Raw genomic sequence first — 22,807 nt, forward strand, 5'->3', positions numbered from 1 at the left:
TAAATACCTACAAGTACTTAGCTCTGGCCTGCAAAGCCCTAACCCTAAAGGGGTAGAACATGTCGCTTGACCTTCATAGCCTGGCTTGGCACCGATCGGTTGGAAAACTGATCATGCAGCTCAATCGCCCGGAGTTCTGGAGTTCGTTGATTCGCGTATTGAATGAATATGTGCAGATAGACAATTGGGTGGTGCTGGTTTTTGGCGACCACGCGGTGCGCGTGATCAGCCTGCCCGAAGTAGCAGACAGCGAAGAAATCGACGCCTTTATTCACCGCTATGTGAAAGGCCTGTATCTGCTGGACCCGTTCTATATCGCTGATCGAGAAAACCCACAGAGCGGGTTCTTCCATCTGCTCGATATTGCGCCGGAACACTTCCGGGAAACCGAGTACTACCAACAATATTTCGCGCAATACATCTCGGTCGATGAGGCGCAATACAATGTACGGCTCGATGCCGGCACAACGCTGTGCATGTCGTTTGGCAGCAACCTGCGATTCACCCAGGCGCAGATAACAGTATTGGACCTGATCAAGCCGTGGGTGACGGCATTGATGCATCAACGCATGTTTTTTGAAACTGACCCGACGAAAAACCTCGCCGAGCCGGCCCCATGGGCCGAGGCACTTACTCAGTTGGAAACACAAGTAACGGCACGTGAAAAGGACGTGCTCAAGTTACTCCTCAGTGGGTTCTCCAACAAAGAGATCGCCGGCAAGCTGTCGCTGTCGACAGAAACCATCAAGGTCCACCGCCGCAACATCTACAGCAAGCTGAATATCAAATCTCAGTCCGAACTGTTTGCGCGTTTTTTCGTGCCACGGCAAGAGATCCCTTCGACGCTTTGAACGGGGTGGTGCGCTGGCGAAGTAAATTGCGCACAAACAAAAACGCCGATCATCACTGATCGGCGTTTTCGTTAAATATGGAGCGGGAAACGAGACTCGAACTCGCGACCCCGACCTTGGCAAGGTCGTGCTCTACCAACTGAGCTATTCCCGCAAATGGCGTCCCCTAGGGGACTCGAACCCCTGTTACCGCCGTGAAAGGGCGGTGTCCTAGGCCACTAGACGAAGGGGACACGCTACTGAAACACATGGTGTGTGTTCCAGTGCCCAGAGGCCTTGTCCGAAGACTTGGTCCTGGTTTCACTCAATGCCGCCCGAAGGCCACACTGCTTGTAAATTGGAGCGGGAAACGAGACTCGAACTCGCGACCCCGACCTTGGCAAGGTCGTGCTCTACCAACTGAGCTATTCCCGCATATGGCGTCCCCTAGGGGACTCGAACCCCTGTTACCGCCGTGAAAGGGCGGTGTCCTAGGCCACTAGACGAAGGGGACACACCTACAACATTCACTCCCTACCGCGTTTCGCTGTGTGCTTTACGCTGTAAGTGGCGCGCATTCTATGGATGGATTGAAAGGTCGTCAACCCCCAAGGATAAATTTATTTAAATCAATGACTTCGCCATGGTTTCACGGCCTTCGCGGGCATTGGCACCGTCCGAGCCTTGGCGCCTATATTCTGGCGTTCGACAAGACGCTATAGTTCACCCTGACAAATGATGGCAATGTGCATCCATTCAGGAAGCGCCTACCTATATAGAAGAAATCACCTGGGCAACTGGTCGATCGGTCCTATCCGCCGGATGACCCAGTCACTACACTCCACAGCACACCCTATTAAAGAGGTCACACCGGTGACACCACTCATGATCACCCTGCTGGTAATAGCCGGGATCGTAATACTGATCGCCATTGGCTACATGAACCACGTGGTGGAAAACAACAAGCTGGAAAAGAAGCGTACCGAGATCGAGCTTAACGATCGGCTGCGTCGCTGCGGTGAAATCACCGAGACCTTCCCCGGCCAACTGATGACCCCAGCGCTCAAGCTGTTGCTGGCTCGCCTGGAACTGAACGTCAACCAGCGCCTGTTGAACCTCAACAAGTCCAGCACACCGCTCAAGGCCCGCATCAACGAACTGAATGCGCTGATCGCCCAAGGCGAATCGATTCCGGTGCCCAACCCACCGGCCCCGATCCAGACCGAAGCCAAGGCCAAGGACGTGCGCTTTTTGCTCGAAGCCCTGCACGGCCAAGTCACCCGCGCCGCCCAGGATGGCTTCCTGCCGACCAACGAGGCCAAGCACTGGATCAAGGAAATCCGTCATATCCTGGTGCTGCTGCATATCGAGTTTTTCAACAACCTCGGCCAGCACGCCCTGCTACAAGGCCAACCCGGCCAGGCACGCCTGGCGTTCGAGCGCGGCGTGCAGTACCTGCGCAAACAACCGGAGCCGGTGCTCTACAGTGCCCAGTTACAACTACTGGAGTCCCAACTGGCGCGCGCCAACTCCACAGTGCTGACCAACAGCAAGCCGGCCGAGGACGAAGTCAACGAGCTGACCGAGGGCTTGAAAGTCGTCGACGCCGATGCCGAGTGGAAGAAGAAAGCGATCTACGATTGATGGCATCGCGAACGCAATGCTCATAGCAACGAAGATCAAAGGTGGTGGCTTGCCTACGAAGACGTCGGCCCAGCAAACATTGATGTTGACTGACACACCGCTTTCGCGAGCAAGCCCGCTCCCACAGTGGGATTGTGGGGTGTCAGGTAGGTGAGCATCGGCTGGCAGGCCTTCATCGCAGGCAAGCCAGCTCCCACAGTGAAATCATCACATGCCATCAATGTGCACCTATCCCCCCGCTCCCGACTAGCGTAAAAAAGTGCCCCTCACTCCGTGAAATTAGAGGCCTGTTATGCCTGTCGCCGTGATTGATGGACAACCGCTGCACTATATCGACCAGGGCGCCGGCCCTGTCGTGCTACTGGGTTCGAGTTACCTGTGGGCCAGCGACATGTGGGCGCCGCAGATTGAAGCGCTGTCGCAGCAATACCGCGTGATCGTCCCCGAGTTGTGGGGCCACGGTGAGTCCGGGCCGTTGCCAGCACCCACCCATTCCCTGGATGACCTCGCCCGCCAGGCCCTGGCGTTGCTGGATCACCTGAGCATCGAGCAAGCCAACCTGGTGGGCCTCTCGGTCGGCGGCATGTGGGGCGCACGCCTGGCATTGCAGGCTCCCGAGCGCATCAACAGCGTAGTGCTGATGGACACCTACCTCGGGGCCGAACCCGAAGCAACGCGCCAGTATTATTTCTCGCTGTTCAAGATGATTGAAGACGCCGGGGCGATCCCCGAACCGTTGCTGGATGTGATCGCACCGATCTTCTTCCGCCCGGGCATCGACCGCGAATCCGCGCTGTACCGGGATTTTCGCCAGTCACTGCAAGACTTCCCCAGAGAACGTTTGTTGGACAGTATCGTGCCGCTGGGCCGCCTGATTTTCAGCCGCGAAGACATCCTGGAGCAATTACCTGGCTTGGACGCCGACACCACCTTGGTGATGTGCGGCGAACAGGACAAACCCCGGCCACCTGCAGAATCCAAGGAAATGGCCGACCAGATTGGTTGCGACCTGATCCTGATCCCCGAGGCTGGGCATATCTCAAGCCGCGAGAACCCCGACTTCGTCAACGAGGCGCTGCTGTCCTTCCTCGCCAACCACGCCTGATCGCCCCGCCCTCAGATCGCAGCGCCTACGCTGCGATCAAAGGCGGAAATGCCCCACCATCCCCTTGAGTTGCGCGCCCAACTGCGCCAACTGGATGCTCGAGGCGGCATTGCCTTGCATGCTCAACGCCGAATGATCGGCACTCGCCCGAATACTCGTGACGCTGCGGTTGATCTCTTCGGCCACCGAGCTTTGCTCCTCGGCGGCGGCGGCGATCTGTTGGTTCATCTGCTGGATCAATGAAACAGCCGCCGCAATGCTGCCCAAGGCCCCTTCGGTTTCCAGCGCATCACTGACCGCCAGCTTCACCAGCTCGCCACTCTGCTGGATCTGCTGCACCGAGGACTGCGCCGCACTGCGCAAGGTGCTGACCAGCCGTTCAATTTCCTCGGTCGATTGCTGGGTGCGCTTGGCCAATGCCCGCACTTCATCTGCCACCACTGCAAAGCCACGCCCCTGCTCACCAGCACGCGCCGCCTCAATCGCAGCGTTCAAAGCCAACAAGTTGGTCTGTTCGGCCACGCTCTGGATCACGCTCAAGACGGTACCTATATTCTGGATTTGCGCGCTGAGGCTTTCGATACTGGCGCTGGCACTGTTGCTGGATGTGGCCAGCAACTCGATACGCTGCAGACTCATGCGCACCACCTGCTGGCCGCTATCGACCTTGGCATCCGCGGTCTGCGCGGCCTGGGCAGCCTGCTCGGCATTGCGTGCCACATCGTGCACCGTGGCGGTCATCTGGTTCATCGCCGTAGCGACTTGCTCGGTTTCGTCCTTCTGGTTGCTGACTTCGGCAGTGGTTTGCTCGGTGACGCTGGACAATGAATGCGCGGAGCTGGCGAGCTGTTCGATCCCCGCCTGCAACCCGCTGACCATCTGGCTCAAGCTGTTGCCCATCTGCTGCATCGCCTGCATCAGCTGGCCGATTTCATCACGCCGGCTGATCTCCATGCGCCCACTCAGGTCACCCGAGGCGATCTGCTGAGCCACGGCGATCACCGCCCGCAACGGCGCAACAATCAAGCGGGTGATCACCCATGCAGCGATCAAGCCCACCAGCAGCGCCAGGGCAGATGAACCGATGATCAGCAGCGTGCTGTGCTGCAACTGCGTTTGCATGGACTGGTCTTCGGCGGCGTACGCCTGGTTGACTCGATTCACCACTTGCTCGGCGCGGTCATGCAACTGGGTGTAGACCACTTTTTCCTGGGCCAACAGCCCGGTGTATTCGCCGAGCTTGTCACTGAACGACGCGATATGCCCGGAGACTTCATTGAGCACGGTCTGGTAGCCGGGGTCCTTGACCGTGGTTTTGAGTTTCTCGACTTCAGCCAGGGCCTGGTCGGCTTGCTCGATCTTGCCCTGCCCGGCGTCGTCTGCGTCCGCCCTGCGGCTCTGATCCAGGCGCACCCGCGCTTCGTTCATGGCCTGCAACATCAGACGCGACACCTGGCTGACCTGCCCCGCCTGCTCGATAAACTCCGTGCCCTCCTTGCCTTGGCTTTCCTTGAGGCCATAGGCACCGTCGTCCGCCAGCCCGGCTTGCAGCACATCCAGGTTATTGGCCACGCTGGACACCGACCAACTGGCCATTTCCAGGGCGAGGTCCTTGGTCTGGGTCAGCTCGACGAACTCATCGAATGCCTGGCGATAGGCGACCAAGGCTTGCTCAACGTCACCCATCACTTGCTCGTTGCTGGCAGACCGAGCCTTGAGACGCGTGGCCTGGGCCAGCAGCGCATCGACACTGGCATGCAGGGCATCAACGGCCTTGGGGTCGGCGTGCAACGCATAGTCCTGCTCGATCAAGCGCACCTTGAGCAGGTCGCTGTTGAGCGTCGACATCGACGTAAGGCCTTCGAAGCGCTGGCCGATGGTCTGCAGGGACCACACACCGATGGCCGCTACCAAGGCCGTCAGCAGCAGTACCAGGGTAAACCCCAAGCCGAGTTTTTTTGCCATACCGAGGTTGGCGAAACGTCGTTGCACGCCCGAAATCATTGCACTTGATCCTCTTGCAATGGCAAATGCCATAAGCCAGGTTTACAAGCAGCGAGATTCGCAACCCCGAGGCACTGAGCACAAGCCGCTGGCGCCGGAATAATGGCAAAAAGCTACATGCGCGTCGTTTTCAGAATGGTCGAGGTCGATCTTGCCGCGCCCATGGCTCGGAACAGCGTCAATGCGCGTTGATCAGCCGCGTAGGCCACATTGATGCGTAACCATTCGCTGCGCTCACCCGTGGGGCTGAACAATGCGCCGGGCGACAGCAACACACCCAGCCGCTGGGCGCAGGCTTGCAATCGCGAGGGGTCGGCCAAGCCTGGTCGTGCCCACAGGAACATCCCGCCCGCGGGTGCGGCAAATACCTGCCACTCTTCATCCTCCAGTACCTGCAACGTCGCGGCCATCTGTGCATTCAAGCGCTTGCGCAGGCGCTGCACCCACTTACGGTAAGTGCCGTTACTCAGCAACGTCGCCACCATGGCTTCGGCAAACCGTGAAGTGCCGATGCCTGTCAGGGTCTTGAGCTGGGCCAATTGCGTAATGATCGCAGCACTGGCACACAGGTAACCCACGCGCAGGGCGCTGCTCAGGGTCTTGGAAAAGCTCGACACATAGATCACCCGATCATCATGGGCCAGCGCTGACAAGCGCGTGCAACTGGCATGCTGCAGGTCGCCGTACACATCCTCTTCGATAATCAGGAAGTCGAGTTCGCGGGCCAGCTCCAACAACCGCTCCGCCACCGGACGGCACAGGCTGGTGCCGGTGGGGTTGTGATACAGGCTGTTGATGAACAGGCACTTGGGCCGATGGGTTTGCAGCAGCGCTTCCAATGCCGGGATATCCGGGCCGCCATGGGCACGTGGCACTTGCAGCAGCGTGACCCCCCGAAAGGCCAGTTGGCGGTAGAGATTGCCATACCCGGGTGTTTCGACCACCACCTCATCACCGGGTTTGAGCAACGTGCGTATCAGCAGGTCCTGGGCATGGCTGGCGCCATGGGTGGTCAGGATACAGTCCAGGCTGGCGGGCACGTGAATCTGCGTCAGGCGCTTGAGCAGTTGTTCGCGCAACGCCGGCAGCCCCAAGGGTGTGCTGTAGTTGAACAGGCCACCAGTGTCGGTGCGGCTCAGTTCACGGATCGCGTAGCTGATGTCATCGCTTTCGCGCCAAGTGTCGGGTAACCAACCGCAGCCCAACTTCAGCTCGCCCAGCGGGCTATCGGTAAATGCACCCCAGCCTTGTTCCGCACCTTCATACCAATGGTTTTCGTGGGCCGTGGTGGGATGCGCCACCACGAACCCCGAACCCTGCCTGGTAGCCAGCAGCCCCTGGGCCACCAAGCGCTCGAATGCCTCGATCACGCTGGACTGGCTCAGCAGGTTATCGAGGGCCAATTGGCGAATGGACGGCAAGCGTGTGCCAGGGCTCACCCCCTCCTTGCGAATCCATTCTGCCACCGCGCCGACGATCTGCTGAACAACCGGTACCAGGGCTTGTCGATCGATCCCTAAATCCATGAGCCACTCACTTAAACTGTCTGTTAACCCAAAACAGTTAAGCACAGAAGCCTGGTAAAACCGGTCGCCAAGTTTTATTAAAGTATTGATTTTATTAGATTATTTACCTTCGGAAACATATTCAGCCACGGCACTCTGCCAGCTATGGAAACGCCCCACATCACCCCGCGCTCTTTTCAAACAGCGTGCCAAGCGCGGTCCTAGATCGCCGTCGCGCCACCGTCCACCGCCAGGGCCTGACCGGTGGTAAACGCTGCGCCATCACTGCACAGGTACAACACGGCGCTGGCGATTTCCTCAACCTTGCCAATGCGTCCCACCGGGTGCATGGCTGCGGCAAACTCAGCCTTGCGTGGGTCGGCCTCATAGGCGCGACGAAACATGTCGGTATCAATCACGGCCGGGCAGACGGCATTCACGCGAATTTTCTTCTTCGCGTACTCGATGGCCGCCGATTTGGTCAGGCCAATCACCGCATGCTTGGACGCCGCATAGATGCTCATCTTCGGTGCCGCCCCCAGCCCCGCCACCGATGCGGTGTTGACGATGGCCCCACCGCCCTGGGCCAACAGCAACGGCAACTGATACTTCATGCACAGCCACACGCCTTTGACGTTAACCCCCATGATGGCATCAAATTCATCAAGACTGCCGTCGGCCAGCTTGCCCTTTTCGATCTCGATGCCGGCGTTGTTGAAGGCGTAGTCCAGGCGCCCATAGGTGGCGACGGTTTGTGCCATCAATTGCTGCACGTCCGTGTCGAGCGTGACGTTGCAGCGCACAAATATCCCTTCGCCACCGGCCTGGTGGATCAGTGCCACAGTGCCCTCGCCTCCTGCCACATCAAGGTCCGCCACCACCACCTTCAAGCCCTCGGCGGCGAATGCCAGCGCGGTGGCGCGGCCAATACCAGCAGCGGCGCCGGTCACCAAGGCGACCTGGCCAGAAAACGTCATGCTCATGGGAACTGTCCTGTGCGGGTTAGTAGCGGTGGAGCGAGTCTAGCCAACGCCGGCAGCCGCGCGTCAGCACTATCAGAAGGCCGGTTGGCGCTGCATGAATCGCAGTGATAAAGCCGCCTGCCTGACTATCAGCGAGGCCTATTGCCGGGCATTCGCCTGCGCCGCACACCCTTGCCCTTCTGCCACTGAGGGTCTATCACTCATGTTCCATTTCTAAAGAGTCCTTGCCATGACCGCCCAGACCAACCGCCAATTTCTGCTCGCCAAACGCCCGGTCGGTGCCGCCACGCGCGAGACCTTCACTTACCAGGAAGTGCCGGTGGGCGAACCCCAGGAAGGCCAGGTGCTGGTGCGCAATGAATATCTGTCCCTTGACCCGGCCATGCGTGGCTGGATGAATGAAGGCAAGTCCTACATCCCACCAGTAGGCATCGGCGAAGTGATGCGCGCCCTGGGCGTAGGCAAGGTGATTGCCTCGAAGCATCCGAACTTCGCGGTGGGGGACTACGTGAACGGTGCACTGGGCGTGCAGGATTACTTCCTTGGCGAGCCCCGTGGTTTCTATAAGGTGGACCCCAAGCTGGCGCCCCTGCCCCGCTACCTGTCCGCCTTGGGCATGACCGGCATGACGGCGTACTTTGCCCTGCTGGAGACCGGCGCACCAAAAACCGGTGACACCGTGGTGATCTCTGGTGCTGCCGGTGCCGTGGGTAGCATCGCCGGGCAGATCGCCAAGCTCAAAGGCTGTCGCGTGGTGGGGATTGCCGGAGGCGCCGAAAAGTGCAAGTTCCTGGTGGATGAGCTGGGCTTCGACGCCGCCATCGACTACAAAAACGAAGAGGTGCCCGCCGCCCTCAAGCGCGAGTGCCCCAAAGGCGTGGACGTGTATTTCGATAACGTCGGCGGGGATATTCTCGACGCCGTGCTCAGCCGCCTGGCGCTCAAAGCCCGCGTAGTGATTTGCGGCGCAATCAGCCAGTACAACAACAAGGAAGCGGTCAAAGGTCCGGCCAACTACCTGTCATTGCTGGTCAATCGTGCGCGCATGGAAGGCTTTGTGGTGATGGACCACGCGGCGAACTTCGCGGCGGCGGGCCAAGAAATGGCCGGTTGGATGGCCCAGGGCAAGCTCAAGAGCAAGGAAGATATTGTCGAAGGGCTGGAGACATTCCCGGAAACGCTGATGAGGCTGTTCAATGGCGAGAACTTCGGGAAGTTGGTGCTCAAAGTCAGCTGAAACAACACAAAAACAAATGTGGGAGCTGGCTTGCCTGCGATGCAAGCAACTCGGTTTCTAAGTGATACCGAGTTGATACTATCGCAGGCAAGCCAGCTCCCACATTTTTGCTCACTCTAAAAATCAGGCGATCTCGGCGACGACCGCTGCCAACGCCTTGGCAGGATCCGCCGCCTGGCTGATCGGACGGCCAATCACCAGGTAATCCGAGCCCGCATCCAGGGCCTGGCGTGGGGTCAGGATGCGGCGCTGGTCATCCTGGGCGCTGCCGGTAGGACGGATACCCGGTGTCACCAGTTGCAGCGAGGGGTGAGCGTTCTTCAGGGCCTGGGCTTCCAGGGCTGAACACACCAGGCCGTCGAGGCCGGCTTTCTGCGCCAGGGCTGCCAGGCGCAACACCTGAACCTGCGGCTCGATATCCAGGCCAATGCCCGCCAGGTCCTCGCGCTCCATGCTGGTGAGCACGGTTACACCGATCAACAACGGTTTTGGGCCGCTGCGCTGTTCCAGCACTTCGCGGCAGGCGCTCATCATGCGCAGGCCACCGGAGCAGTGCACATTGACCATCCACACGCCCATCTCGGCCGCGGCTTTGACGGCCATCGCCGTGGTGTTGGGGATGTCATGGAATTTCAGGTCCAGGAACACTTCGAAGCCTTTGTCACGCAGGGTGCCGACGATTTCCGCCGCGCAACTGGTGAACAGTTCCTTGCCGACCTTGACCCGGCAAAGCTTGGGGTCCAACTGGTCAGCCAGCTTCAGTGCGGCGTCACGGGTGGGGTAATCCAGGGCGACGATGATAGGAGTCTGGCAGACGGACATTGGAATGGGCTCTCAGGCAAGTCGAAATCGGCGCGGATTGTAGCGCAAGCAGCGCCGTTGCGGGATCCGATGATCGGTAAATACCGATCAAGCGCCCAATATAGGCGATTCAGCATGATTGTTTCAGCGCCGATACATTCACGACATGCCCTCAATACGCCGTCCGGCTAGCCTCGCGCACATGACCGCCCGCCCAGCACTTCCAGCCCTGGAACTGGGCGCCTATGCTGACAGCCACAACCAGGCAGATGACCTCGCTATGCATACCCCTTGCGACCCTGTAAACGAAGCGCCAAAAGACGCGGTGATCGCCGAAGACAAGCGCTGGAACACCCGCGCGCTGATTGTCGACGACGACGTACCGATCCGCGAACTGCTGATCGACTACTTGGCACGCTTCAATATTCTCGCCTCAGGCGTCACCGACGGCACCGCCATGCGCCAAGCCATGCAAGCGGAGACCTTCGATGTGGTGGTGCTCGACCTGATGCTGCCGGGCGAAGACGGGCTGACATTGTGCCGTTGGCTGCGCGCCGAGTCGGACATTCCGATCCTGATGCTCACCGCCCGCTGCGAACCCACCGACCGCATCATCGGCCTGGAACTGGGAGCAGACGACTATATGTCCAAGCCGTTCGAACCCCGGGAACTGGTCGCGCGTATCCAGACAATCTTGCGCCGGGTGCGTGATGACCGCACCGAACAGCGGGCCAATATCCGTTTCGACAATTGGCGCCTGAACAGCGTGCTGCGCCAGTTGGTGGCCGATGATGGCCTGGTGGTGCCGTTGTCCAACGCCGAGTTTCGTTTGTTGTGGGTGTTCATCGAACGCCCGCGCCGTGTGCTGAGCCGCGAACAGCTGTTGGACGCGGCCCGTGGGCGCTCTATCGAGGCCTTTGATCGCAGCATCGACTTGCTGGTGTCGCGCCTGCGTCAGAAACTGGGGGATGACCCCAAGGCTCCGCAACTGATCAAGACCGTACGCGGCGAAGGCTACCTGTTCGACGCCCGGGATATCGGTTGATGCGCACGCCCTTCAATACGCTGTTCGGGCGACTGTTCGGCCTGTTGCTGGTGGCGATTGTGCTGGCCCACGTGCTGGCGTTCTTCTGGTTCCACCACTACGGCCCACCGCCACCGCCCCGCGCGGCGTTCGTCGAACAACCGGACGGCAGTCTCACGCCCTTGCGCAAGGCGCCTCGCCCCTGGTTTGGCGGCCCGGTGGTGCCCCTGACATTTCAATTTATCTCGCTGATCATCGCCGCCTGGTACGGCGCCAAACTGCTGAGCCGGCCGATCCAGCGCCTGAGCGCGGCGGCCGAGCGCTTGAGCGTCGATCTCGACAGCCCGCCCCTGGTGGAATCCGGCCCTCGCGAAGCGCGCCAGGCGGCCTCGACCTTCAACCTGATGCAAAAGCGCATCCGCGAACAAGTCAGCCAGCGCGCCCGCATGCTCGGCGCGGTCTCCCATGACCTGCGCACCCCCCTCTCGCGCCTCAAGCTGCGCCTGGAACAGATCGAAGACCCCAAGTTGCAAGGTCAGATGCGCCAAGACCTGGACGACATGATCGGCATGCTGGATGCCACCTTGAGCTACCTGCACGAACAGCGCACCAGCGAGACACGGCATTGGCTCGACGTACAGGCATTGGTGGAATCCCTGAGTGAAAACGCTCAGGACCAAGGCCGCGACGTGAAATTTTCCGGCACCTGTACACCGTTGCAGGTACAGCCGATGGCGCTGCGCTCATGCCTGAACAATTTGATCGACAACGCCCTGCGCTATGCCGGCACCGCCCGGGTAGAACTGGCTGACAGCCGTGGCGCCCTGGTGATACGGGTGATCGACCACGGCCCGGGAATCGCCGCCGATAAGCGCGAAGCGGTGTTCGAGCCGTTCTTTCGCCTGGAGGGTTCGCGCAACCGCAATTCCGGAGGGGTCGGTTTGGGGATGACCATTGCCAGGGAGGCCGTCGAGCGACTCGGCGGCCACCTGAGCCTGGAGGACACACCGGGCGGTGGGTTGACGGCGGTGATGTGGTTGCCGAGGGTTTAAGAAGGCAGTCGCACGACCTGCACCTGTGGGAGGCCAAAAATGTAGGAGCGAGCTTGCTCGCGAAAAACGCACAGGCGCCGCGTTTATTCAGGACGCACGCGATATCGTTGACGTTTTTCGCGAGCAAGCTCGCTCCTACAGAAGGCCAGTTATGTAGTCACCGATCAGTTACACGGTTTGTCTTCACGACGCACTTGCGCCTGGCTCGCGCTCCAGTCTGTCAACAGGCTGTAGGCCACCGCCAGCAACGTCGGGCCAATAAACAGGCCGATAAAGCCGAACGCTATCAACCCACCAAACACACCCAACAGCACAATCACCAACGGCAGGTTGCCGCCACGGCTGATCAGGTACGGCTTGAGCACGTTATCCACGCCGCTGATCACGAACGTGCCCCATACGCCCAGGAATACCGCGTAGGTGTAATCGCCCTTCCAAGCCAGCCACGCCGTGGCCGGAATCCACACCAGCGGCGGCCCCATGGGAATAAGGCTGAGCAGGAAAGTCACGATACCCAGCACCAGCGCGCCCGGTACGCCAGCGATCAGAAAGCCGATCAGGGCCAGCAGCGCCTGGGCCGCAGCGGTGCCGATCACACCATTGACCACCCGCTGCACCGTGCCGGCCACCAGTTCGATGTAATAGCCAGCGCGCTCGCCAATCAGGCGCTCCAACAGGCGGTGCACAAACATCGCCAGGCGCGGCCCGTCACGGTAGAAAAAGAATACGAAGACCAGGCTCAGGGTCAGCTCAAGAATGCCGCCGCCAATTTGCGCACTGCGCGCCAACAACCAATTGCCGACCTGGCCCAGGTACGGCTTGATGCTCACCATCAGCGCCGCGCCTTGTTGATCAATGCTGTCCCAGGTCGCCACCAGGCGCTCGCCTACGAAGGGGATCGACCCCAACCAGGTCGGCGCCTCGGGCAAGCCGTCGACCTGGATGTCCTTGATGAGCGCCACCGCATCACGCACATGGTCAGCCAGGTTGAACCCCAGCCATACCAATGGCACCGCCACCAGCAACATCCACCCCAACGTCAGGATGCCAGCGGCCAGGGATTCTCGGCCGCCGAGCCAACGGGTGAGCAAACGCATCAGCGGCCAGCTGGCAAATGCCAGCACCGCGCCCCAGAACAGCGCCGACCAGAACGGCGCCATGACCCAGAAGCTGGCACCAAACAGCACCAGCAGCAGGATTTGCACCAGCAGGCGATCGTTATTGAGCATCGGGTATCTCGAAAAGAAGGCTGTAGGAAGAGAGCTTAGGCGAACGGCACGGGTCCGTTCGCCCTGTGGTGCTTAGCGTATCAGATGCAGATGCAGCCCTTGGGTTTCACCGGTGCCGGTTTCCAGACGGGCGGTGCGCACGCCCTTCTCCACCAGCGCCTGGCGCCAGGCCTCGGCCTGCGGCCCGCTCAGGCTCACGCGCAGGGTGGTGTCGAGGTTCAAGGCTCGGGATATCAAGGTCAGCCAAGTGTCGTCAGGCTCGGCGCCCAGCGCGGGAAAATCCAGCTCGCCGGTACTTTTGAGTTCACGCAGCAGGGTCGCCGAGGTGGGCAGCAGCTCGCCCAAGGGCGCGCTGGCGTCGAGTTGCTCCACATGCAGGTAGGCGCGGCGGTTACCACGTGTGATCCCGTACAGCGCGACCAGGGAATTGTCCTGCGGGGCGGCTAGGCGTAGCAGCAGGTATTCCTGTTGGCCGTCGGCGCCCACCAGCTTGGCGTTGCCAAACACTTCGTTGGCCCACAGGCTGCTTTCGCCACAATCGCGGGCCTTGCACCAGAACAACAACTGCGCACCCTTGGCCTGCAAAGCTTCGCGCGTTGCGGTAAAGGCGGCGCTGGAGCTGTGTTCGGCGGGCAATTCATAGGTGATTGCAGTGGCTGGGCCGCGTGCGATGGCCTGGCCTTCATAACGCAACTGGCCGCTGATCTTGCGGATCGCGCCCATGGGGTAAATGCGTTCCTTGTCTTCAGCGGGGCGGTAATCGACGATTTGCGCATCAACCTGACGGGCTACCGCCGGTAGATCCTGGCTGCCGGGCAGATCGGCGGCAAATACCAGGGGGCTGAAACAGCAAAGGCCCAGGGCACGGATACATCCTTTACCCAGGCTCATCGGATCAGTGAGCCCTGGCCAATGTTGGTCACAGCGATATCGAGTGTGTTCATGGTTGACTCCCTTTCAATCCGCCCAGCCTCGGCAGTTGACCCCGCCAAGTCAAGGCGTGGAGAAGAACCGATTGAAACAGTCTGCAACAAGAGCCGCACCGGGCTCGTCATTCAGGTGTAAATGATGGCCGCCTGGCAGCGTGGTAACCGTGAAGGGTAGCTGAGAAAGCAATTCGGAATGTTTCGCCAGCATGCCGTCAGCCGCGACCACCAACTGGGTAGGGCACCCTACCCTTCGCACGAAAGCCATGGCTTGTTCGTCGGTCAGGCGCATCGGCGACGCCAGGGTCAGGCGGCTATCGCTGCGCCAGGTGTAACCGCCTGGTACGGGCATCAAACCGCGCTGGGCCAGGAGCTGCGCTGCTTCACGGCTGACCGCGACCACGCCTTTCATCCGCGCCTCGACCGCTCGATCAAGGCTGTTGTAGACCGGCTTGCGCTTGTCCTGCAGGCTCAATTGCGCCTGCAACGCCATGCCCAGGCGCTCGGCCGCGTTCTCGCCACTGGCGGTCGGTGGGATCACGCCGTCAATCAGGCCCAGGTGTGTCACCCGCTCCGGCAAGGCCCCGGCCAATACCAAAGAGACGATGGCGCCCAGGGAGTGGCCAAGTAATGCAAAACGTTTCCAGCCCAGTTGCTCAGCCACCTGCAGCACGTCATAGACGTAATCCCACAAGGCATAACCGGCGCCAGCCGGGCGATGCGCCGAATGCCCATGCCCCGCCATGTCCAGGGCGACGATGCGCAACCCTTGCAGCTTGGGCGCCAGGCGCGCAAAGCTGTTGGCGTTGTCCAGCCAACCATGGAGGGCAATTACCGGCAGGCCGTCCTCGGGCCCGAACAGATGCGCGGCCAGTTCGAGGTGCGGCAGGCTCAGGCGTACCTCTTCGACGGGCGTACTCATGCGCAACTGCGCTCACGGGCCTGCCAGCGGGCGAACAGGGTCTTGATCAAGGCAGCAGTGTCCTGAGGGCGTTCGAGGGGAAACATATGGCCGCCGGGCATGGTGAGCATTTCGCCCATGGGCAAGCGGTCGACACCGCTGGCATGGTGACGCATCACCACCCGGCTCTGGCGGCCACGCACCACGGCCAGCGGCACCTTCAACTGGCGCACCTGGCCCGGGCTGGTGTGGGGCACGCCGCGATAGATGCTGATTTCGGTGGCGGGGTCGAACCGCAGGCGCAGGCGATCGCCCACTTGCTGCAGGCCATGTTGCAGGTACGCGTCAAAGCAATCGGGGTCAAAGCCACGGAACAGGGTCTTGCCGGCGAAATAGCTGCGCGCGGTGTCCAGGTCGGTGAATTCTTCGCGCCGGCCAAGCGTGCGCCCAGCCGGGGTGAGGCGGTCGATAAAGCCAAAGCGCTTGGCAGCGCGGATCACCCAGCGGTCTGCGCGGGTGAGCACCGGCGAATCCAGCATCACCACGCCCCGGTACAGGTGCGGGCAGCGCATGGCCGCGTGTAAATGCAGCACGCCACCCAGGGAATGGCCCACGCCCCATACCGGCTCTGGCTGCTGCTCCAGATGATGGATCAGCTCGTCCACCAGGTTTTGCCAGTTATCATCCACCGGGAACCTGGGGTCGTGACCGTGCTGCGGCAGATGGGCCACCGCATATTCCGGGGCCAGGGCGGCAAACAGCTTGCCGTAGGTGGCCGAAGGGAAGCCATTGGCGTGGGTAAAAAACACGTGCTGCGACATACAGGTTCCATCAACAAAAACAGAGGGGGATTGTCACCATGCCCGGCCCCTACAGCAATGACTGTAACTGCCAGGAATGATGACACTCACGCCACGCCTATCGCGCCGGCGGTTGTTCACCCAGCGGCACCACGGCCATGGTCAGCCGCGAGACACAACTGGCCTTGCCCTCGTCGCTGCTCAGGCGGATGTCCCACACCTGAGTAGTGCGCCCGATATGAATAGCCTTGGCCACCGCCGTCACCCGGCCGCTGCGCACGCCGCGCAGGTGGTTGGCGTTGACCTCCAGGCCCACGCAATAGAACTTGCTTGCATCAATGCACAAGTAGGCGGCCATGGAGCCGACACTTTCGGCCAGCACCACCGAGGCCCCGCCGTGCAGCAGGCCGTAGGGCTGATGGGTGCGGTGGTCGACCACCATGCTGGCGGTAAGGGATTCGTCGTCGAAGCTTTCGAAACGAATATCCAGCATTTCACCGATGGTGTTTTTCTGGATCGCGTTGAGGTGTTCGATATTCGGTTGGGTACGCCACAGGCTCATACGGTTGTCCTTGTTGGTTTTATTACGGCCCTAATCCTGCCACAGAACGGTTTCGGCGCGCGCGCTCCATGCTTGCAATTGTGGCCCGTACGTCGACTCGATCACGTTGCGTTTGATCTTCAAGGTCGGCGTGAGAAAACCGTTTTCCACCGCCCATTGGTCTTTCACCACCACCAATTGCCCCATGCGTTCGTGCTTGTCCAGGCCTGCGTTCACCTGTGCCAGCCAGCGTTCAAGACCACCGCCGAGGGCTTGGCGGTCCTCGCCGGGTGCCGACAACACGCACAGCCCTATCGGCGCGCTGAGCCCCTCGCCGACCACACACACCTGTTCAATACGTGCATGTTCGGCCAGGCGGTTTTCAATCGGCGCCGGGGCCACGTATTTGCCTTTGCTGGTCTTGAAGATTTCCTTGAGACGTCCGGTCAGGCGCAGGCGACCGTCAGCGTCCTGCTCGCCCTTGTCACCCGTCCGCAGGAAGCCATCTGCGGTGAGCGTATCCGCGGTTTTCTGCGGGTCCTGGAAGTAGCCCAACATGGTCGCGCCACTGTGTACCTGCACTTCGCCTGACGGGTCGATTCGCACTTGCACGCCTGGGCAGGGCTGGCCGATCCAACCGAGCGTTTGCCCACCTGGGCGACACACATGGGAATAGCCGCAGTTTTCGGTCATGCCGTACACCTCCAGCACATCCAGGCCCAGGCGCTGATACCAACGCAGCAACGCCTCGGGCACCGGCGCGGCGCCGGACAGGGCGATGCGCAGCGCATCCAGCCCCAGGCCGGCGAGAATTTTATGGCCGACGCGCTTGCCGATAAAAGGCAGGCGTAACAGGGTATCGAGGCGTTTTTCCGGGATTTTGGCGTAGACGCCCAGTTGGAATTTGGTCCAGATGCGCGGCACGCCAAACAAGGCAGTCGGCCGCGCCCTGCGCAAATCGGTGAGGAAGGTTTCCAGGCTCTCGGCGAAAAAAACGGTTTGCCCGGTATAGATCGACGCCATTTCTACAAACATCCGCTCCGCCACATGGCACAGCGGCAGGTACGACAGCAACCGGTCGCCTTCCCCCAGGCCGAACAGCTCAGTACCGCCCGAGGCAGCAAACCCCAAGGCGCCGAAACTGTGCATCACCCCCTTGGGCAGGCCGGTCGTGCCGGAGGTGTAGATGATAGTGGCCAGGCTGGCGGCATCCGGTAGCGGGTTGTCCTGGATCGGTGAACAGGCTTGCAGGTCCGCCCAACTGAAATCGAAAGTCTCTTCAGGAGGGCACAGCGGCAGACTGATAGTCGGCACACCCACAGGAACGCCAGGCGCCATCGCCGACCAATCATCCAGCTTGCCGATCAGCGCCAACCGCGCCTGCGAGTGAGTCAGCACATGGGCGACTGAGTCCGCGGTGAGGTTGGGATAAAGCGGCACCGACACGTGCCCTGCCATCCAGATCGCCAGGTCGGCGATGATCCAGTGGGCGCAGTTTTTTGAAATCAGCGCAATGTGCGAGCCCTGGGGCAACTCCCGCGCACGCAGCCAGTGCGCGGCGCAACGGGCCTGGTGGCCGACATCGCCCCAGGTGAGGGCCTGCACCTCACCGCCGCCGATGGGTTGAACGAGGAAGACTTTGCGCGGGTGCCGCGCTTCACGCTCGAAGAAGACCTGCAACGGCAAACGAAAAGCGACAGGCATGGGACGCGCTCCTTTGTGATCCGAGATACAGCCAACCAAGCACTTGCTTGGTTGACTGTATAGCACAGACGAAGGAAACGGCCTGCCGCTCACCACGATGCGAAGCGAGACGCTCTTGATCTGCTCTTGATCTCAGGCGCCCCGTCAAACCACGCTGGCCGGAATTCCGGGTCCTTTTCCAAAAGTGACCCGCCGTTGAACTCTAAGTGGCCGTTACTGCAGGAGTGGATATGTACTCGGTATAACAGTGTCGCCTGTCAGGCCGTCATCGCAGGCAAGCCAGCTCCCACAATTGGATCGCGGGGCGTCAGCGAGATAGGCGCCGGCTGGCAGGCCGTCGCGGAAGCAAGCTCCCTCGCCACAGCGTCGCACGATGCCTAGGGATTCTTCACATCCACCAGACTCATCAAGCCAGCCAACGGAAAGTCACCCTCAAGCTCCGCCAGGCTGGCCGTGTACATCGGCTGTGGCTGGCGCTGATGCCCATGCTGCAGAAAACTGATCAGGCTACCCACCAGCGGTTGGTGGCTAACCAACAGCACGTCGTCGTCGGTGTCGAGTTTCTCCAGCACTCGCTGGACATCCCCATCGGGCGTCAACCACGGCACCGTGCAGATCTCAGGCTCAAACCCCAGCACATCGCGCACCAACTGCGCCGTCTGCTGCGCCCTAACATAAGGGCTGGCAATGATGGCGCCCAAGGGCTGGCCAATCAGGTGCGCAGCACTGCGCAAGACTTCAGCACGCCCATGCTCGGTAAGGTTGCGCTCGGCGTCCGTGCGCGCATGCGCTTGGGCCTCGCCGTGACGCAGAATCCATACTTTCATAGCTTCGGCTCTTCATCACGCACCGGGTGCGGTGCCGGCGGTACGCTGTGGGCCGCTTCGCCTTCGGGGGCGCGTGGGGTTGGCCAATCGGCGAACGGCCAGGGCTTTTGTTCGGTGTGGAAGCTGCCGAAGCGGCCAATCTGCGCCAGGAACTGGCTGAGGCTGTCGCCAAAGTTCATCAGGCCCAGGTTCGGTGCGCCGTAGATCAGCCGGTAAACCAATTGCACCACCACCAGCGCACCGAGCAGGAATTGGGCTACCTGCCACACCAGCGCAAACACCAGCATCCACAGGATGCGCAAGACAATCGACTCGTATGGGGGGGCAGCTTTGGGATCGTTCATGACGCGTTCCTCAGTTGAAACCACTGGTGGAAATAAAGTCGACATCGGTCTTGGGCTCGGCCCGCATCAGCAACTCGATGACCTGGTTCAGGGTGCGCCCTTCGAACAGGATCGCATGCAGGCCGGCGACCAGCGGCATGTACACGCCCACTTCCTGGGCCTTGGCCTTCAAGACCTTGAGGGTGTTGACCCCCTCGGCCACTTCGCCCAGACGCGTCACCGCTTCCTCCAGGCTCAGCCCTTGGCCCAAGGCGAACCCGACCTGGTAGTTGCGGCTTTTGGGCGAAGAACAGGTGACGATCAAGTCCCCTACGCCCGCCAGGCCGAGGAACGTCATCGGGTTGGCGCCCTGGTTCACCGCAAAACGTGTCATCTCGGCCAGTGCGCGGGTAATCAGCATGCTCTTGGTGTTCTCGCCCATGCCCAGGGCCACGGCCATGCCAGCAATGATCGCGTAGACGTTTTTCAAGGCCCCGCCCAATTCGACGCCGAAGCGATCGCCGCTGGCGTAGACCCGGAAAGTACGGCCGTGCAACACGGCCTGGACGCGCTCGCACAAAGCCTCGTCTTCACTGGCGACCACGGTGGCGGTCAACGCGTGCTCGGCGACTTCCCGAGCCAGGTTTGGCCCGGACAGCACGCCAATGCGCGCCTGAGGGGCGATTTCGGTGAGGATTTCACTCATCAACTTGAAGGTGTGGGCTTCGATGCCCTTGGTCAGGCTGACCAGTAACTTGCCGGCCAAGCGTTCGGCGTGTGGCGCCAGTACCGAGCGCAAGGCGCTGGAAGGCAGCGCGACAAAGCACAAGTCGCAGGCCGTGAGGGTTTCCAGCAGGTCGGTCACCGGCTCGACGGCGGGATGAATCTTGATACCTTTAAGGTAACGAGGGTTTTCGCGATGCACGCGAATGGCTTCGGCCTGCTCGGGGTCGCGCATCCACTGGCGCACCGCGTGACCGTTCTCGGCCAGCAGGTTAGCCACGGCGGTACCAAAACTTCCGCCTCCCAGGACCGCAATAGGGCGCTGTTCAGTCATATGCAATCCGTTAATCCATACCAGTGGCGATGGCGGCATTATACGGGGCGCCCCGCTTGCGGCCAGCCCCCGTATCAATTCGCGCGAGTCAGAAAATGCCAGAGGCGTGCGAAGTAAATGCAAGTCCGACGACTGGCAAACAGCCGCACCTCGGTTAACATGGGCGGCTATCCGCAATTAACAAGGCCGTGCCGTGTATCTGGGCCCTCCTCCTCGCTCATCATTGTTGTTGGTGCTGTTGTGCGCTACCTGCTCGCAGGCCGACGATCTGTTCCTCGACAGCCAGCCGCTGCCGCAGGTCTTGACCGCCACGCGTCTCAAGCAATCGGCCGCCGCCGTGCCCGGCAGCATGACGGTGATCGACAGTGAGCTGATCAAGGCCAGCGGTGCCCGGGACATCTCGGAACTGCTGCGGCTGGTCCCGGGGATGATGGTCGGCTACACCAGCGGCAACCAGGCGTCGGTGAATTACCATGGCACCAGCGCCAGTGACGCACGGCGCATGCAGGTGCTGATCGACGGGCGCTCGGTCTACCGCGCCGGCCTGGCCACGGTGGATTGGAGCGATATCCCAGTGGCCATGGAGGACATCGAGCGCATCGAGGTCTTTCGCGGCCCCAACACCGTCAGCTACGGTGCCAATGCGCTGATGGCGGTGGTGAATATCCTCACCCGCTCGCCAGCCAACAGCCACGGCTCGCGGGTAAAGGTCATCCGTGGCGAGCGTGGCATCAATGACTTCTATGCCAGCCAGGGTGTGGGCTGGGAGACCGGCGATTTGCGCTTGTCTCTGTCCGGGCAACAGGACGATGGTTTTGACAGCGACGCGGTCGGCGCCGACCGCCGTGACGGGCGTCGTCTCAACCGTTTCAGCCTGGCGGTGAGCCAGGCCTTGAACGCGCAACAAAGTCTCGATTGGCAACTGAACGTCAAGGAAGGCACCAACCAGCGCCCTTATACCTACACCCCGGTGTTTGCCGGAATTACCGAAGGCGGCACCAATTCCGATGTCACCGCCAAGGACTACGCAGGCTCCCTGCGCTGGAACTTCGACTTCAACCCCGACCACAGCCTGTATATCCAGGGCTCGGCACAGCAATGGGACCGCAAGCAAATCTGGAAAGCCTGTGACGCCAAGGCCTCGTTCAGCCCTGAACTGACCCAGTTATGGCAGCTCAACCCCAACTATGCCGAATTGCTGGCACGGCACATGGACACCTACAGCCAAGGCTCCGCCCCACCGGGTAACGCCGCCGAACAGGCCTTGGCCAACCAGGTGCTGGACCAGTGGCGCAACGGTGCCAACCAAAGCGTGTGCGGCGATATCGACCAAAGCACCCGCGAAAGCCGCTACGACGTGGAGATCCAGGACACGCTCAGCCTCTCCGACAGCCTGCGCCTGGTCAGCGGTATGAATTACCGCTATGACCGCGCCGACTCCGAAACCTACTTCAATGGCACCCTGGACGACACCACCTGGCGCCTGTTCGGCCATCTGGAATGGCGCGCCAGCGAGCACTGGCTGCTGCAAGGTGGCGCCATGTACGAAGACACCCACCTGAGCGGCAACTCGCTCACGCCGCGTGTGGCGGTCAATTACCTGATCAATCCTCGCCACGGCTTGCGCGCGGTGTACTCCGAGGCAATCCGCTCGCCGGACATGTTCGAGAACAACGTCAATTGGAGCTACCGCGTCACCAATCTCAGCTCCCCGACCTACGGGCAAAACGCCGGTCAATATTTTGTCGTGACGCGCGGCCCTGGCAACCTCGACAAAGAGTTGATGCGCTCGCGCGAACTGGGCTACAACGGCTTCTTTGCCGAGCTGGGGCTGAATGTCGACGTGAAGCTGTTCTATGACGAAATCACCGACATGATCAGCTCGCCGCTGCGCAACAACCAATACATCGCCAGCAACGCCAACAGCTCGCGTTTTAGCGGTGCCGAGTCGCAGTTCGACTGGCGCGTGAGTGACGCCGACCGCCTGCGCCTGACCTATGCTTATGTAGACGCCACCTCCAGCAACCCGCTGGACAAAGCGCAAACCGCGCGTAACAGTGGCTCGGCCGGTTGGCTGCGTGAGTGGGGCCAGGGTTGGTCCAGCGCCTTGTTCTACTATGGCGACGACGCACTCAACCAATATCGCTTCCAGCGGGTCGACCTGCGGGTGGCCAAGCGCATTGCCGTAGGCAAAGCCAATGTGGAGCTGGCGGGCATGTTGCAGCAACGCCTGGATGACCAGCCCACCACCTGGGCCGACAACAACTACGACCATCGCCACGTTCTCTACTTCAGCGCCGAGCTGGACTTCTGA

Annotated in this window: 20 protein-coding genes, 4 tRNA genes and 1 pseudogene; 7 read left to right on the top strand and 18 right to left on the bottom strand. The window is 61.1% G+C overall.

From position 1 onward, the window contains the following. The first annotated feature begins 59 nt into the window (after positions 1 to 59). Positions 60 to 851, top strand: coding sequence for a helix-turn-helix transcriptional regulator (locus GIV26_RS18545; RefSeq protein WP_236281803.1), 792 nt, complete (start codon positions 60 to 62; stop codon positions 849 to 851). Positions 852 to 929: 78 nt separating this feature from the next. Here GIV26_RS18545 and GIV26_RS18550 read toward each other — a convergent pair. The 4 genes from GIV26_RS18550 to GIV26_RS18565 all read right to left on the bottom strand — a co-directional run bounded on the left by GIV26_RS18550 (position 930) and on the right by GIV26_RS18565 (position 1,344). After that, a tRNA-Gly gene (locus GIV26_RS18550) sits at positions 930 to 1,005 on the bottom strand. 3 nt (positions 1,006 to 1,008) lie between these two features. Next, positions 1,009 to 1,084 (bottom strand) — tRNA-Glu (locus GIV26_RS18555). A gap of 105 nt (positions 1,085 to 1,189) precedes the next feature. Continuing rightward, positions 1,190 to 1,265 (bottom strand) — tRNA-Gly (locus GIV26_RS18560). A gap of 3 nt (positions 1,266 to 1,268) precedes the next feature. Further along, a tRNA-Glu gene (locus GIV26_RS18565) sits at positions 1,269 to 1,344 on the bottom strand. Between the two features lie 359 nt (positions 1,345 to 1,703). On the opposite strand from GIV26_RS18565, the gene GIV26_RS18570 reads away from it, so the two are divergent. Continuing rightward, positions 1,704 to 2,474 carry a hypothetical protein gene (locus GIV26_RS18570; RefSeq protein ID WP_034127216.1) on the top strand — a complete coding sequence of 257 codons (771 nt, stop codon included), beginning with the start codon at positions 1,704 to 1,706 and terminating at the stop codon, positions 2,472 to 2,474. Positions 2,475 to 2,766: 292 nt separating this feature from the next. Further along, positions 2,767 to 3,579 carry an alpha/beta fold hydrolase gene (locus tag GIV26_RS18575; protein ID WP_034127215.1) on the top strand — a complete coding sequence of 271 codons (813 nt, stop codon included), beginning with the start codon at positions 2,767 to 2,769 and terminating at the stop codon, positions 3,577 to 3,579. 36 nt (positions 3,580 to 3,615) lie between these two features. On the opposite strand, the gene GIV26_RS27405 is transcribed toward GIV26_RS18575, so the two are convergent. The 4 genes and pseudogenes from GIV26_RS27405 to GIV26_RS18590 form a co-directional block, all read right to left on the bottom strand. Beyond that, the gene (locus GIV26_RS27405; RefSeq protein ID WP_370721009.1) at positions 3,616 to 4,497 is read right to left on the bottom strand and encodes a methyl-accepting chemotaxis protein; all 882 of its coding nucleotides are present in this window, start codon (positions 4,495 to 4,497) and stop codon (positions 3,616 to 3,618) included. After that, positions 4,474 to 5,616, bottom strand: a pseudogene (locus GIV26_RS27410) (HAMP domain-containing protein); the annotation flags it as partial. The gene GIV26_RS27405 and the pseudogene GIV26_RS27410, both read right to left, overlap by 24 nt. Positions 5,617 to 5,696: 80 nt before the next feature. After that, on the bottom strand, positions 5,697 to 7,109 hold the full coding sequence (locus tag GIV26_RS18585; protein WP_198862267.1) for an aminotransferase-like domain-containing protein: 1,413 nt from the start codon (positions 7,107 to 7,109) through the stop codon (positions 5,697 to 5,699). A gap of 200 nt (positions 7,110 to 7,309) precedes the next feature. Then, positions 7,310 to 8,071, bottom strand: a complete 762-nt coding sequence (locus GIV26_RS18590) for an SDR family oxidoreductase (RefSeq protein ID WP_003190072.1) — start codon at positions 8,069 to 8,071, stop codon at positions 7,310 to 7,312. Between the two features lie 229 nt (positions 8,072 to 8,300). On the opposite strand from GIV26_RS18590, the gene GIV26_RS18595 reads away from it, so the two are divergent. Further along, positions 8,301 to 9,308, top strand: coding sequence for an NADP-dependent oxidoreductase (locus GIV26_RS18595; protein WP_236281806.1), 1,008 nt, complete (start codon positions 8,301 to 8,303; stop codon positions 9,306 to 9,308). Between the two features lie 123 nt (positions 9,309 to 9,431). On the opposite strand, the gene pyrF is transcribed toward GIV26_RS18595, so the two are convergent. Next, positions 9,432 to 10,130, bottom strand: a complete 699-nt coding sequence (gene pyrF, locus GIV26_RS18600; RefSeq protein WP_003190068.1) for an orotidine-5'-phosphate decarboxylase — start codon at positions 10,128 to 10,130, stop codon at positions 9,432 to 9,434. A 259-nt stretch (positions 10,131 to 10,389) separates the two neighbouring features. On the opposite strand from pyrF, the gene GIV26_RS18605 reads away from it, so the two are divergent. Both GIV26_RS18605 and GIV26_RS18610 read left to right on the top strand, forming a co-directional pair. Then, positions 10,390 to 11,154, top strand: a complete 765-nt coding sequence (locus tag GIV26_RS18605) for a response regulator (protein ID WP_034127268.1) — start codon at positions 10,390 to 10,392, stop codon at positions 11,152 to 11,154. Next, positions 11,154 to 12,185 carry a sensor histidine kinase gene (locus GIV26_RS18610; RefSeq protein WP_236281808.1) on the top strand — a complete coding sequence of 344 codons (1,032 nt, stop codon included), beginning with the start codon at positions 11,154 to 11,156 and terminating at the stop codon, positions 12,183 to 12,185. Before GIV26_RS18605 ends, GIV26_RS18610 begins: the two co-directional genes overlap by 1 nt. 164 nt (positions 12,186 to 12,349) lie before the next feature. Here the strand turns inward: GIV26_RS18610 and GIV26_RS18615 are convergent, their stop codons facing one another. From GIV26_RS18615 to GIV26_RS18655, 9 genes are all read right to left on the bottom strand, one after another. Next, complete coding sequence (locus GIV26_RS18615; RefSeq protein ID WP_003190063.1) at positions 12,350 to 13,414, bottom strand: AI-2E family transporter; 1,065 nt, start codon at positions 13,412 to 13,414, stop codon at positions 12,350 to 12,352. A gap of 72 nt (positions 13,415 to 13,486) precedes the next feature. Beyond that, a complete protein-coding gene (locus GIV26_RS18620) occupies positions 13,487 to 14,305 on the bottom strand; it encodes a DUF4892 domain-containing protein (protein WP_054920057.1) in 819 nt (272 codons plus the stop codon). A gap of 102 nt (positions 14,306 to 14,407) precedes the next feature. Beyond that, a complete protein-coding gene (locus GIV26_RS18625; RefSeq protein ID WP_236281810.1) occupies positions 14,408 to 15,262 on the bottom strand; it encodes an alpha/beta hydrolase in 855 nt (284 codons plus the stop codon). Further along, positions 15,259 to 16,062, bottom strand: coding sequence for an alpha/beta fold hydrolase (locus GIV26_RS18630; protein WP_044273029.1), 804 nt, complete (start codon positions 16,060 to 16,062; stop codon positions 15,259 to 15,261). The genes GIV26_RS18625 and GIV26_RS18630 overlap by 4 nt, the downstream gene beginning before the upstream one ends. Positions 16,063 to 16,159: 97 nt before the next feature. Continuing rightward, positions 16,160 to 16,603 (bottom strand): hotdog fold thioesterase, encoded by a 444-nt coding sequence (locus GIV26_RS18635; RefSeq protein WP_014717751.1) that lies wholly within the window; start codon positions 16,601 to 16,603, stop codon positions 16,160 to 16,162. Between the two features lie 30 nt (positions 16,604 to 16,633). Further along, the gene (locus GIV26_RS18640) at positions 16,634 to 18,286 is read right to left on the bottom strand and encodes an AMP-binding protein (RefSeq protein WP_236281812.1); all 1,653 of its coding nucleotides are present in this window, start codon (positions 18,284 to 18,286) and stop codon (positions 16,634 to 16,636) included. Positions 18,287 to 18,663: 377 nt separating this feature from the next. Beyond that, positions 18,664 to 19,113, bottom strand: a complete 450-nt coding sequence (gene sixA / locus GIV26_RS18645) for a phosphohistidine phosphatase SixA (protein ID WP_034127206.1) — start codon at positions 19,111 to 19,113, stop codon at positions 18,664 to 18,666. Then, positions 19,110 to 19,457: a DUF4389 domain-containing protein gene (locus GIV26_RS18650; RefSeq protein ID WP_054899024.1), complete on the bottom strand. Its 348-nt coding sequence runs from the start codon at positions 19,455 to 19,457 to the stop codon at positions 19,110 to 19,112. The genes sixA and GIV26_RS18650 overlap by 4 nt, the downstream gene beginning before the upstream one ends. A gap of 10 nt (positions 19,458 to 19,467) precedes the next feature. Further along, the gene (locus GIV26_RS18655; protein WP_034127205.1) at positions 19,468 to 20,493 is read right to left on the bottom strand and encodes an NAD(P)H-dependent glycerol-3-phosphate dehydrogenase; all 1,026 of its coding nucleotides are present in this window, start codon (positions 20,491 to 20,493) and stop codon (positions 19,468 to 19,470) included. Positions 20,494 to 20,686: 193 nt separating this feature from the next. On the opposite strand from GIV26_RS18655, the gene GIV26_RS18660 reads away from it, so the two are divergent. Then, positions 20,687 to 22,807: a TonB-dependent receptor plug domain-containing protein gene (locus tag GIV26_RS18660; protein WP_236281814.1), complete on the top strand. Its 2,121-nt coding sequence runs from the start codon at positions 20,687 to 20,689 to the stop codon at positions 22,805 to 22,807.

This window comes from Pseudomonas sp. PA-1-3F, assembly GCF_021609665.1.
GTDB lineage: Bacteria > Pseudomonadota > Gammaproteobacteria > Pseudomonadales > Pseudomonadaceae > Aquipseudomonas > Aquipseudomonas paracarnis.